We start from the raw sequence: 11744 nt of genomic DNA, 5'->3' as shown, positions 1-11744 counted from the left end.
CAGCAGACCTACTTGCTCGAACGTATGTGTGATCGGAGTGAGACTAAACCGGCCACCGGCCACGGTCAACGCCGACGCTCGAAAACATGTGCGAAATTGTCCGCACCGAAAAGGCGCTCCCGCGGAACGTCCCGGTAAACACACCTTTCACTCCCGACACACCGGTTCGGGCAACACGCCGATATCCGGACGCGGCGAGGGGCGTGGAATTTCGCTGCGGGATGGCTGATTTCAGCGCGGGGAAATGCTCAGCTGAGGGTGGTGTGCCACACGATGGCGGCGGCGAGCGCGCCCGCGCCGTTGACCGACCAATGCAGCGCGATCGGGGCGAGCAGGCTGCCGCTGCGACGGCGCAGCCAGGTGAAGACGACGCCCGCGGCCGCGGTGGCGAGCACGGCGAGCAGGATGCCGGCGATCTGCCCGGCCAGGCCGCCGCCGACGAACCCGGCCAGACCGCGATTGCTGCTGGTGAGGCCGAGTGAGGAGGCGATATGCCACAGCCCGAACAGTAGTGAACCGGCCGCGAAGACGCCGCGCGCGCCGTAGACCCGGTCCAGCGTGCCGTGCAGTACCCCGCGGAACGCCAGTTCCTCGGGGATCACCGTCTGGAGCGGAATGACGATCATCGAGGCGATCAGCGCGCCGGAGATGGTGGCGTAGCGATCGGCCAGAAAGAAGGGGCGGGTGATGGGCAGTAATGCGCCGATGGCGACCGCGGCGAGCACCACGCCTACCGCGCCGAGGGCGTAGAGCGTCCCGCGTTTCCATTGCCGCGGCGAAAGCCCCAGCTCGTGCCAGTGCATTCCCCGTCTGCGCATCAGCGCCAGCAAAACCACGGCGGCGACGGGCACGGTCACGATGCTCGCCCAAGCGGTGGTGAAGTGGGCGATGAGATTGGTGCCCGCCAGTGCGAGGACCACGACCGCCACATCGAGATAGGCGTGCAGTTTGTGGCGGGGCGGGGCCTCGTCCGCGAGTTCCGGTGCGAGCATCCCGCCTAGTGTACGGATGGTCGCCATGGGTGCTGATCGATCGGTCATTTGTGGTCGGTCTACCCGAATTCGGCCGATCCACCGGTCTCGGCGTGCGGCCGCCATTCCCACGCCCGGCGCGGCTCGAGCCACCGCGCCGGACGTCCGGGCCGGCTGACCGTCAGTGGGTCAGCCGGCCCACCCGGCCGGATCGGTCCAGGCCTGCAGCGTGCGGGTGGTCTCGAAGCGGCGCGGCGCACGGCTGATCGGATCGGTGAATTCCAGTGTCGCGGCGAGCAACTGCAACGGGCGGGTGAAGTCGTCGACCGGCTTGTCGGTGAGCACCGGATAGAAGTCGTCGCCGAGGATCGGGATGCCGAGGCTGTTCATATGCAGCCGGAGTTGATGGGTGCGCCCGGTCAGCGGCCGGAGCCGGTAGCGGCCGAGCCCGTCGCGGTGCTCGAGCAACTCGATCTCGGTCTCGGCATTCGGCTCGCCCGCGACCTCCTGCGCGGCAAGGACATGCTTCTCTTTCACGATCCGGCTGCGTACGACCCGGGGCAAGGCGAGGGCGGGATCGTACGGCGCGATCGCTTCGTACTCTTTGCGGACCGTGCGTTTGTGGAACATCGTTTGATATGCCCCGCGTCGCGCCGGATCGATGATGAACATCACCAGTCCCGCGGTGACCCGATCCAGCCGATGCGCCGGAATCAGGTCGGGCAGCTCCAGGTCTCGGCGCAGCCGCACCAACGCGGTCTGCAGGATGTGCTGACCACGCGGGATGGTCGCGAGGAAGTGCGGCTTGTCCACCACCAGCAGCGCGTCGTCGCGGTGTACGACGGTGATCTCGAACGGCACGTCCGTCTCGACCGGGAGGTCGCGGTGGAACCACACCGCCCCGCCGGGTACATAGGGTGCGTCCGGTGCGATCGGACCGTCGAGATCGACGATCCCGCCATCGCGGAGCAACTCATCGATGCGTGCCGGATCCACTCGGGGTAGTCGTTGCACCAGGTGGTCGCGAATCGTCACCCAGTCGCCGTCCTCCGGCAGCCGGAGCCGGGCCGGGTCTAGGCCGTGCCGCTTGGGCAACGGCGGTTGTTGCCGCCTTCTCATCGGCATCGACCCTAGTCGTCGCCGGTTTTCCCGGCTGCGGCGGACTGCGCGCGACTCAGAAGCCGCGTAACCGATCCGGTCGGATGCGCACGGCGGTCGAATATTCCGCGTAGAACTGTTCGGCGGTCATCGAGAGGTCAACCAGTCCGTCGCGGTATTTCGCGGTGAAGGCGGCGACTTCCGCTGCGCTCGGCGCGTTCTCGTCGATCCTGGCGGTGCCGGTGAACACGACGACGTCGCCGCCGTAAACGGTGCTGTTGAAGTGCAGCGCGACCCGCGGGTTGCGGACGAGGTTGTGCAGCTTGGCCTGGCCGGGCTTGCTGAACAGTAGGAATTCGTCGTCGCGCCACTGGAACCAGACGGGATTGGGTTGCGGGGTGCCGGTGGCGCCGACGGTGGTCAGCCAGATCACCTGTTCGGTGCCGAGGCGCTCGGCCACCCGCGCGCCGAAGTCGGTGCCGGGGTCGAGGACCGGGGTGGAGTCGGAGGCCGTTGTGGTCATAGGTGGCACAACGCCGCTCTGTTCGGGGTGATTCCGTGGACCCGAGACGAATCACTGGCGGTCGAGCCTGAGTGCCTGATGGCCAGGGACCAGCGAACTTAGGCTAGCCTATCTTCTCGGATCGTTCTGTGTTTGGATGAGTCCGATTCCGGGCGAGACATCTGATGATGGTCGAGAGGCGAAGAGATATGACGGTGGAGGTCGCGCCGCTGCCTGCGGCGGAGACGGGGAACCGACCGCCCCGAGCGGTACAGAAGGCACGCAAGAAGCAGGAGGCGCAGGCGCGCAAGGAAATCCTTGCCCCGGTCCGGCGCACGCTCACGCTGGCGAGCCTGATCATGGCGGTGGCCTCGGTGTGCACCGTCGTGCCGTTCGTGCTGATCGTCGAAGCCTGTCGGGAGCTGCTCGCCGCCGAGGTCGACACCGATCGGGTCTGGCGCCTGGTGTGGGTGGCGATGCTCGTGCTGCTGGTGCGCGGACTGCTGCAGGCGGTCGCGCTCACCTGGTCGCATCTGGTGGACGCCGGCTACCAGCTCACCGTCCGGCGGGCGCTCGCGGCCAAGCTGACCAGGGTGCCGCTCGGCTGGTTCGGGGAGCGCACCTCCAGCGAGGTGAAGAAGTATCTCCAGGACGATGTCGAAGCACTGCACTATCTGGTCGCGCACGCGCGGCTGGAGTTCGTCGGCGCGCTGATCGTGCCGCTGGTGACCCTCGGCTACCTGGTGACCGTCGACTGGCGACTCACCCTCGTGCTGCTGATTCCCCTGGTGGCCTACGCGATCTCGCTCAGCAAGATGATGGACCAGGACAGCAGGGATCGGCTGGCCGTCTACAACCGGTGGGAGCGCCGCGTCCAGGAGGCGACCGTCGAGTTCGTCGACGGTATCCAGGTGGTGCGCGCGTTCGGTCAAGCGGGCAAGGCGCACAGCGAATTCCAGGCGGCGGCGCAGGGCCAGGCCAGCAGCCTGGATCGGTGGAAGACGCCGATGATCCGGTTGCAGTCTGCCTCCGACATCACGCTGGCCCCGGTGTTCGTGATGGTGCTCATCGTGGTCGCCGGATTGGCGGGCGTCGGGCTCGACTGGTTCGCCCCGCTCGACGTGCTGCCGTTCCTGTTGGTCGGTCTGGGGCTCGGTAGTTCCCTGCTCGGCCTCGGCTACGGCGGCCAGGCGTTGCGCGCCGCCGGCGCGGCGGCACTGCGCCTGCACGAACTGCAGCAGACACCCGAGTTGGTGACCGGGAGTGGCACCGCGTCGGCTGTCGGCGACGAGCCGGGTGTGGTCCGGTTCGAGGGTGTCGGCTTCGGCTACCGCAGCGATCACCCGGTGTTGCGCGATCTCGATCTCGAACTGCGACCGGGCACCATCACCGCGCTGGTCGGCCCGAGCGGCTCGGGCAAATCGACGCTCGGCAAGCTGGTGCCGCGCTTCTACGACGTAGACTCGGGCCGAATCACCATCGGGGGTCGCGATATTCGTGATTACTCGACCGAAGAGCTGTATCGCACCGTCGGATTCGTCTTCCAGGACGTGCGGCTGATCCGCGGCACGATTCGGGAGAACCTGCGTTTGGCCGATCAGGATGCCGATGACGCAGCCCTGGAGCGCGCCGCGCGGGCGGCGCAGATCCACGACCGGATCATGGCGTTGCCGCGCGGCTACGATTCCGAGATCGGGGTCGACGCCAGCCTGTCCGGCGGTGAGGCGCAACGACTCTCGATCGCCCGCGCGCTGCTCGCGGACAGTCCGGTGCTGGTGCTCGACGAGGCGACCGCCTTCGCCGACCCGGAATCCGAGGCCGCCGTGCAGGACGCGCTCGCCGTGCTCGTCGCGGGCCGGACCGTGCTGGTCATCGCGCACCGGTTGCACACCATCACCGGCGTGGACCGAATCCTGGTGCTGGAGAACGGAACCGTCGTCGAGCAGGGCGACCATCAGAGCCTGCACCAGGCCGGCGGCACCTACCAACGCCTGTGGGAAATCAACGAGGCGGCGCTCGGCGCCGTCTCCCTCATCGAAAAGGAGGCGGCGCGATGATCCGCAAGTTGCTCGGGCTCGTCCCCGACGAGTTCGCTCCGCTGACACCGAAATTGTTCGCGGCGATCACCGCGCAGGCGCTGAGCCAGGCGGTCGCGTATCTGCTGCTGGTGCCGGTGCTGGAGGCGTTGTTCGATCGCGACCTCGGCCGGGCCTGGTTCTGGGCGTTGCTGATGATCGCGGCGGTCGCGAGCGTCGCGATCTTCGGTTATCTCCAGGCCGTGCTGGGCCTGCGGATCGCGGTCGGCATGCAGCTGAAGGTACAGACCCGCATCGGCGACCAGCTGAACGCGTTGCCGCTCGGCTGGTTCGAAACCGCCAATGCCGGAAAGCTTTCCAGGATCGCCGTGGAGAACGTGCGCGAAATCCAGGGCGCCGTCGCTTATCTGCTCGCCAAGGTGCTCAACAGCATCATCGTTCCGCTCGGTGTCGCGGTGGGCATGCTGTTCATCGACTGGCGTATCTCGCTGGCGATGCTGCTGGCGGCGCCCGTGCTGTTCGTGGTGAACAGCACGGCCAACCGGGCCTACACCAAATCCGACGAGCGAGTGCATGCCGCGGCCGCCGAGGCGGACGCGCGGGTGGTCGAATTCGCGCAGGCCCAGCCGGTGCTGCGGGCGTTCGGCGCCGTCGGTGCGGGCAACCGTGCCCTGGATTCCGCATTGCACCAGCAGCGTTCGGCGATCACCCGAATGGTGTTCACCGCGGTGCCCGGCTTGATCGTGTTCGCGCTGTTCGTGCAGGCGGTGTTCTTGGTACTCGCCTACGTGGTGATCAGCCGGTTCACCGACGGCGCGCTCTCGGCCGCCGCCGCGATCGCGCTGATCGCGGTCAGCGCGCGGTTCATCGAGCCGCTGAATCAGGCCGCGCAGCTGGCCAACGGACTGCGCGCGGCCGCGGGCGCGGTCGACCGGGTCACCGGGCTGCTCACCGAACCCGTACTGCCGGAGGCGAAGTCGGCGATCACGCCGGGCGCGCCCGCGGTGGTGTTCGACAACGTGAGCTTCGGTTACCGCCCCGGCGATCCGGTGGTCGCCGACCTGACGTTCAGCGTGCCCGCGGGCACGACCACGGCGATCGTCGGCCCGAGTGGCGCGGGCAAGACGACGCTGCTGCGGCTCGCGGCTCGCTTCTACGATGTCGACGCGGGCCGGGTGGTCGTCGGCGAGCACGATGTGCGGGAGCAGCCGTCGGAGACGCTGCTGGATCAGCTGTCGCTGGTCTTCCAGAACGTCTATCTCTTCAATCGTTCGGTGGCGGACAACATTCGGATCGGCAAGCCGGAGGCCACCGACGCGCAGGTCTGGGCAGCGGCGCAGGCAGCCCGCGTCGACGAGATCGTGCAGCGGCTGCCCGACGGTCTGGACGCCGCGGTCGGCGAAGGCGGTGTCGCGCTGTCCGGCGGTGAGCGGCAACGGGTTTCGATCGCTCGCGCGCTGCTCAAGGACGCGCCGATCGTGCTGCTGGACGAGGCGACCAGCGCGCTCGACCCCCACAGCGAGGCGGTCGTGGTGCGCGGGATTCATCAGCTCACCAAGGACAAGACCGTGATCGTGGTCGCGCATCGGCTGGCGACCATCGCGCACGCTGATCAGATCCTGTTCCTCGACGGCGGCCGAATCGTCGAACGGGGCACGCACGCCGAGCTTTTGGCGGCGGACGGACGCTACGCCGACTTCTGGAACGAGCGGTCCCGTGCCGCCGGATGGCGACTGGAGCCGGTCACGGTCTGAGCCGGGTCGTCCTACGGCACCGGTCCGCCGTGGATGTTGCGGTAGTGGGCCGCGGCCGCGCCGACATCGCCCTGGCCGAGTCCCAGTGGCGTTTGCAGGAACGCGGTAAGGAGGTCGTTGGTCGCGCGTTGTGTTTCGCGCGGTCCGCGCGAGCCGCCCATCAGCTGGGCCATCAGGAATCGGGCGGGATCGGCGAGGAAACGCGGCACGTCGGTGAAGCTGTAGTGATTCGCCTGCCCGATCTCGTAGCGATAGCCGCCGACCCGCAGCCGTTCGAGCAGGCGCCGATTACCGACCAGGTACTCGACGCTGTGCCCGGTCTCCTCGTGGTCGCTTTCCAGCAGCAGGAACGGCTTGGCCAGCGCCTGTTCGGGGAGCGTGCCGTACAGCGTGCCGTCTATGTTCGATCCCGCTTTTATCCGCGGGTCGTGCGCTACCGCCGCGGCCGCGGCCGCGCCGCCGAACGAATGGCCGATGGCCGCAACGTGTTCGGTGTCGAGGCGCGCGCCGAGCCGCGGTCCCAGGCGTTCGGGCTTGCTCAGCTGGTCGACCACGAAGCGCAGATCGGCGGTGCGGACATCGAGTTGCCCGGTCATGTACCGGATTTGGTCCGGATCGTCGTCGAGGAAGCGTTCGCGCGGGGTCGCGATGGTGCCGTCGGCGAGTTCGGTGACCGCGGATTCGTACGGATGGTCGACGGCCAGCACGACGAATCCACGACTGGCCAGGTCGGTGAGCAGCCCGGTGTAAATGGCCCGTGGCGCACTGTATCCCGGCGAGAACAACACCACCGGCCAGCGGTCCCGTTCCGGACTGATCGGCACCTCGAGCCTGCCGTGGGTCTCGATCCGGTCGTAGCCGCGCAGCAGCGCGCTGGGCAGTACGGAGATCCGGTCGGGCAGTCGCCCGTGACCGTCGAGATAGGCCGAAGGCCGGCCCGGTGCAATGGAATCGGCCGGGTACCACGCCTGCACCACGACATTGCGCCGGTCGGCGGGCACGTCCGAGCTCGGCTCGGGCCGATCCGGATCGACCCAGCGGAAGATTTCGGTGCCCACGGCATACTGCCCGCTCGGCCGCGGCAGGTCGGGCACCGGCAGCAGCGCCCAGGCCGCCATGGCGGGTACCACGAGAAGTCCGACCGTGACGCGCGCGACGATCGCCCATCGAGTGCCCGGCCGGTCCGTCCGCCGGATCGCCTGCCGGGCAACGAGACCGGCGGCACCGGCCACGAGCAGATACGTCGGTACGAACTGCCAGTAGAACCCTTCGAGCAGCCACTGAGCCATACCCCCGGCCAGCACGGCGGGCAGTGCGAAGGGGGCGATCCGGCGGGCGAGGTACGGCGAGGCGATCGCCGTCACCGCGAACGCGAACGCGGCGACGACGAGCAACGCGTCCAGCATCGACATGACAGGTGACCTCCCGTTCCGTTGCCGGTCCCGGGGGACCGGTCGTGCATCCGGATCCCAGCCTGGCCGACGGGCAGGTCATCGCGCGTCTACAGCAGGTCGCTATCGAGTCATCCCGTGGGATGAACCGAATCCCGCCGGACGGCGCAGCGGTGTGCTACTTCCAGTAGGCCTGCGACTTGATCGCCGTCTTGGGCAGCTGGTGGGTGGTCTTGAGCGTCTTGACGATGGACCGCGTGGTGTGACCGTCGCAGGTGACCCAGCCGAACGCGTCCTTCGCGCACGTCATCTCGTGCGCTTGTTCGCGCAGTAGGCGCCCGTCGTCGATGCGCTGCACCCAGGTGACCTGGTGATGCGGCTTGTTGCGCACCGGCAGCGTGGTGTCGGATTCGTACTGCCATTCCAGCCAGACCCGGGCCGGGGTGTCGCCGATCGCGTCGAGCAGCGAGTTGATCGCGGGCAGTGACGCGGTGTCGCCGAAGACGATGTATTCGCTCGGCGTCGCCTCGGGCAGCCGGAAATTCGAGCCGAGCACACACGCCTCGATCTCGTCGCCGACCGCGGCGCGCTGCGCCCAAGCGCTGGCCGGACCGCTGTGCAGGGCGAATTCGATGTAGAAGTGGTCGTTCTCGGGATCTTGATCGACCAGGGTGTAGCCGCGCTGGTGCAGCTTGTCGCTCTCGGCGTCGGGGATCCACAGCCTGACCCACTGCGTGGGGTGCACCGGGTGGTTCGCCAGCAGACCGCCGGCGGTGAAGCCGATGCGCTGGTATTTATCCGTGATGCTCTCGGTCGAGGTGACCCGGAAGCGGTAGTCGTCCGCCCGCCACGCCTTCAGGATGAGACCGTTGGCTCCTTTACCCATGCGGCTAAGGCTAGCCTAAGTAAAGTCGAAAGTCTCGTGGTGGGGGCACGAATCGGGCCCCGTGCTCGGCACGGGGCCCGATGTCGTTGCGGCGCTACGAGATCAGCGCTGCTGTCCGGCGTAGTACGCGATGGTGTCGACGGACTCGCTGGTCAGCTTCCAGGCGCCGTCGATCTGCCGCCAGGCGATCTGGATCGGCGGGAAGGTGCCGTAGCCGGGCACGGTCACCATCAGGTCGGCGTTGAGGGTGTCGCCCGCGGCGTTCGCGTTCTGCACCGCCCAGGTCAGGCCGGGCACGCTGCCCATGACGCCGCCGACGCGCTCGATCACCGCGAGGTCGGCCTCGCCGCCCTCGAGCTCGGCCGCGCGCGCGGAACGCGAAGCGCCGGAGTTCAACACGAGCGAGAGCTTGGACTGGAGCTCGCCGGCCGATGGCGCGGCGGTGCGCACGATGGACGGCGCTGCGGTCGCGGGAGCGGCGGCGGCCACCGTGCCGAAGGCGCCGAGAGCGGCGGCGGTGAGGGCGATTGCTGCGGTAGCCACGCGGGCATTGCGCTTGATCATGTGCGTTTCCATTCCTTTGGGGCGTGGTGGTGCTGAGCCTGGGTCCTTCGCCACAGTGCTGGCACTGCCCATAAATATAAGGTAAGCCTATGCATATTAGGGCGGGCCACCCGCCTGACGTCGTGCGGTCGGCCGGCCGCCTCGACGTCATCGCAGCTGACGGCCCGATCCGATAGCTGCGAGGTGGCTGGAATCACAGATGGGAGCACCGGTGGACAGACTTCTCGTGGTCGGCGCTGGTCCGAAGGCGATGGCTGTTGCGGCGAAAGCGCATGTGCTTCGTGCGTTGGATCTGCCCGCACCTCAGGTCATCGTCGTGGAATCGCATGCGGTGGGCGGCAACTGGTTGCCCAGTGGCGGCTGGACCGACGGTCAGCACCGGCTCGGCACCAGTCCGGAGAAGGATGTGGGCTTCCCGTATCACTCCACCTGGGCGCGTGGCCACAACCACGCGATCAACGAGGCGATGATGGCGTTCAGCTGGACCTCGTTCCTGGTCGAGCGCGGTACCTATGCCGAATGGGTCGATCGTGGGCGGCCTAGTCCGCACCACCACGTCTGGGCGAAGTACCTGCAGTGGGTGGCCCGCAAGACCGAGCTGGAGCTGGTGCTCGGTTCGGTCCGCAAGATCTCCGCGGCCGCCGACGGCTGGACGGTCTCCGTGACCGACGCAGACGGCGCGGTCAGTGAGATCGACGCGGACCGCTTGATGATCACCGGCCCCGGGCATTCGCGCCGGGCACTGGCCGATCATCCGAAAGTGCTGAGCATCGCGGACTTCTGGGATCTCGCCGGTAAGCGCAGACTGCCCGCTTCGTCGCGGGCCGCGGTGATCGGCGGCGGCGAAACCGCGGGCTCGGCGATGGACGAACTGGTGCGCCACGACGTGCTCACGGTGTCGGTGATCTCACCGGCGGCCACCATCTATACCCGTGGCGAGAGTTACTTCGAGAACTCGCTTTACAGCGACCCGGCGAAGTGGCGGGCGCTGAGTATTCAGGAGCGCCGGGATGTCGTGCGGCGCACGGATCGCGGTGTCTTCTCGGTGCGCGTGCAGGAGAACCTGTTGGGCGACAGCCGGGTTCATCATGTGCAGGGGCGAGTGATGCGGGTGGCCGAACAGGGCGAGGGGGTCGCGCTCACACTGCGCAACGATCTACGTCCGGATCAGGTGCACACCTTCGATCTCGTGGTCGACGCAACCGGCGGGCAACCTTTGTGGTTCCTCGAATTGTTCGATTCGGATGCGGCGGATCTGGTCGAACTGGCTATCGGCGGACCGATCACGCAGGCGCGGATCGAGGCCTCGATCGGTCACGATCTCGCGATCTCCGGGCTCGATACCAAGCTCTACCTGCCCAATCTCGCGGGCCTCGCGCAAGGCCCAGGTTTTCCGAACCTCAGCTGCCTCGGCGAGTTGTCCGATCGGGTGCTCGCCTCCTCGCCCGCCCGATCCGTGGCGATATCGCAGGCGGCAACACGACGGGCAACCAATAGGCTAGGCTAGCCTTACTTATTTCGAGAATGAGGTTCGGTTCATGCGCATCGTGTCGTTCGGCTTCCAGACCTGGGGCCGCAAAACCCTGCAGGCGCTGCTCGATTCGGAGCACGAGGTGGTGCTAGCGGTGACCCATCCGGCCAGTGCGCAGTCCTATAAGGCGATCTGGTCGGATTCGGTCGAGGAGCTCGCCCGCGCGCACGGCGTCCCGGTACACCTGACCGAGCGTGCCGACGCCGCGACGATCGATCTGGTCAAGCGGGCCGAACCCGATGTCATCGTGGTGAACAGCTGGTACACCTGGATGCCCGCCGAACTCTACGCCCTGCCGCCGCACGGGACGCTCAATCTGCACGATTCGCTGTTGCCGAAGTTCACCGGGTTCTCGCCGGTACTGTGGGCGCTGATCAGCGGTGAGTCGGAGTTCGGGCTCACCGTGCACCGGATGGACGAGCAGTTGGACACCGGCGACATCCTGGTGCAGCGCTCGCTGCCGATTCCGCCGGACGCCACCGGAACCGAACTGGTGCTCGCCGGGATGGAACTCATTCCCGGCGCGGTGCACGACGCCCTGAGCCTGCTCGAGTCCGGTACCGCGGTCTGGCGTCCGCAGAACAAAGCCGAACGGACCTACTTCCACAAGCGTTCCGATCGGGACAGTCAGATCGATTGGCAGTGGAGCGCGGTCGATCTGGAGCGTTTCGTGCGCGCCCTCTCCGAGCCGTACCCCCGGGCGTTCGCCTACTACCGGGGTGAGCGGATCGAGGTGCTCTCGGCGTCGGTGTCGGCGGCCTGCTACGGCGGCACCGTGGGGCGCGTCATCGTGCAGGAGGGCGGCGGCACCGTGGTGTGCGGGCCGGATCCGGTACGCGGTCGCAATCGCGGCCTGGTGCTGACCCGGGTCCGCACGGCTGATGGCGTGGAGCACGACGGCGCCGAATTCTTCAGGCGCGGTGGCTATCTCACCGCCACGCCGGAGCCGGTCGCCGGCTGACGGTTGCGTAGGGGGTGCTCGCGGCTCGGACCGTGAGCCGGGAAGCCACG

Annotated in this window: 10 protein-coding genes; 4 read left to right on the top strand and 6 right to left on the bottom strand. The window is 67.8% G+C overall.

The window, feature by feature from the left end; genetic code table 11:
- Positions 1-248: 248 nt before the first annotated feature.
- The 3 genes from NBRGI_RS02255 to NBRGI_RS02245 form a co-directional block, all read right to left on the bottom strand.
- Entirely contained in the window at positions 249-992 is a 744-nt protein-coding gene (locus NBRGI_RS02255; protein ID WP_029892573.1) for a CPBP family intramembrane glutamic endopeptidase, read from the bottom strand.
- 168 nt (positions 993-1160) lie between these two features.
- Positions 1161-2090 carry an RluA family pseudouridine synthase gene (locus NBRGI_RS02250; protein ID WP_029892572.1) on the bottom strand — a complete coding sequence of 310 codons (930 nt, stop codon included), beginning with the start codon at positions 2088-2090 and terminating at the stop codon, positions 1161-1163.
- A 55-nt stretch (positions 2091-2145) separates the two neighbouring features.
- Complete coding sequence (locus NBRGI_RS02245; RefSeq protein WP_029892571.1) at positions 2146-2592, bottom strand: TIGR03667 family PPOX class F420-dependent oxidoreductase; 447 nt, start codon at positions 2590-2592, stop codon at positions 2146-2148.
- A 188-nt stretch (positions 2593-2780) separates the two neighbouring features.
- Between NBRGI_RS02245 and NBRGI_RS02240 the strand changes: the two genes are divergently transcribed.
- Together NBRGI_RS02240 and NBRGI_RS02235 are read left to right on the top strand one after the other, a co-directional pair.
- Entirely contained in the window at positions 2781-4628 is a 1848-nt protein-coding gene (locus tag NBRGI_RS02240; RefSeq protein WP_029892570.1) for an ABC transporter ATP-binding protein, read from the top strand.
- Entirely contained in the window at positions 4625-6361 is a 1737-nt protein-coding gene (locus tag NBRGI_RS02235; RefSeq protein ID WP_029892569.1) for an ABC transporter ATP-binding protein, read from the top strand. Before NBRGI_RS02240 ends, NBRGI_RS02235 begins: the two co-directional genes overlap by 4 nt.
- Before the next feature lie 11 nt (positions 6362-6372).
- Here NBRGI_RS02235 and NBRGI_RS02230 read toward each other — a convergent pair whose 3' ends face one another.
- The 3 genes from NBRGI_RS02230 to NBRGI_RS02220 form a co-directional block, all read right to left on the bottom strand.
- Positions 6373-7773, bottom strand: a complete 1401-nt coding sequence (locus NBRGI_RS02230; RefSeq protein ID WP_029892568.1) for an alpha/beta hydrolase family protein — start codon at positions 7771-7773, stop codon at positions 6373-6375.
- A gap of 157 nt (positions 7774-7930) precedes the next feature.
- Positions 7931-8638, bottom strand: coding sequence for a siderophore-interacting protein (locus NBRGI_RS02225; RefSeq protein ID WP_029892567.1), 708 nt, complete (start codon positions 8636-8638; stop codon positions 7931-7933).
- 102 nt (positions 8639-8740) lie between these two features.
- Entirely contained in the window at positions 8741-9202 is a 462-nt protein-coding gene (locus tag NBRGI_RS02220) for a hypothetical protein (protein ID WP_029892566.1), read from the bottom strand.
- A gap of 199 nt (positions 9203-9401) precedes the next feature.
- On the opposite strand from NBRGI_RS02220, the gene NBRGI_RS02215 reads away from it, so the two are divergent.
- Positions 9402-10709, top strand: a complete 1308-nt coding sequence (locus NBRGI_RS02215; protein WP_029892565.1) for a SidA/IucD/PvdA family monooxygenase — start codon at positions 9402-9404, stop codon at positions 10707-10709.
- A 31-nt stretch (positions 10710-10740) separates the two neighbouring features.
- Positions 10741-11694: a methionyl-tRNA formyltransferase gene (locus tag NBRGI_RS02210; RefSeq protein WP_029892564.1), complete on the top strand. Its 954-nt coding sequence runs from the start codon at positions 10741-10743 to the stop codon at positions 11692-11694.
- The last annotated feature ends 50 nt before the right edge of the window (positions 11695-11744 follow it).

The organism is Nocardia brasiliensis IFM 10847 (assembly GCF_000710915.1).
Lineage (GTDB): Bacteria > Actinomycetota > Actinomycetes > Mycobacteriales > Mycobacteriaceae > Nocardia > Nocardia brasiliensis_A.
Note: the sequence above shows the minus strand (reverse complement) of the source record. Positions and strands in the feature narration are given on the sequence as shown.

Bases quoted from the DNA above. Each gene is read 5' to 3' on its own strand.
- NBRGI_RS02255 (WP_029892573.1), bottom strand. From the start codon at position 992: ATGCTCGCACCGGAACTCGCGGACGAGGCCCCGCCCCGCCACAAACTG.
- NBRGI_RS02250 (WP_029892572.1), bottom strand. From the start codon at position 2,090: ATGAGAAGGCGGCAACAACCGCCGTTGCCCAAGCGGCACGGCCTAGAC.
- NBRGI_RS02245 (WP_029892571.1), bottom strand. From the start codon at position 2,592: ATGACCACAACGGCCTCCGACTCCACCCCGGTCCTCGACCCCGGCACC.
- NBRGI_RS02240 (WP_029892570.1), top strand. From the start codon at position 2,781: ATGACGGTGGAGGTCGCGCCGCTGCCTGCGGCGGAGACGGGGAACCGA.
- NBRGI_RS02235 (WP_029892569.1), top strand. From the start codon at position 4,625: ATGATCCGCAAGTTGCTCGGGCTCGTCCCCGACGAGTTCGCTCCGCTG.
- NBRGI_RS02230 (WP_029892568.1), bottom strand. From the start codon at position 7,773: ATGTCGATGCTGGACGCGTTGCTCGTCGTCGCCGCGTTCGCGTTCGCG.
- NBRGI_RS02225 (WP_029892567.1), bottom strand. From the start codon at position 8,638: ATGGGTAAAGGAGCCAACGGTCTCATCCTGAAGGCGTGGCGGGCGGAC.
- NBRGI_RS02220 (WP_029892566.1), bottom strand. From the start codon at position 9,202: ATGATCAAGCGCAATGCCCGCGTGGCTACCGCAGCAATCGCCCTCACC.
- NBRGI_RS02215 (WP_029892565.1), top strand. From the start codon at position 9,402: ATGGGAGCACCGGTGGACAGACTTCTCGTGGTCGGCGCTGGTCCGAAG.
- NBRGI_RS02210 (WP_029892564.1), top strand. From the start codon at position 10,741: ATGCGCATCGTGTCGTTCGGCTTCCAGACCTGGGGCCGCAAAACCCTG.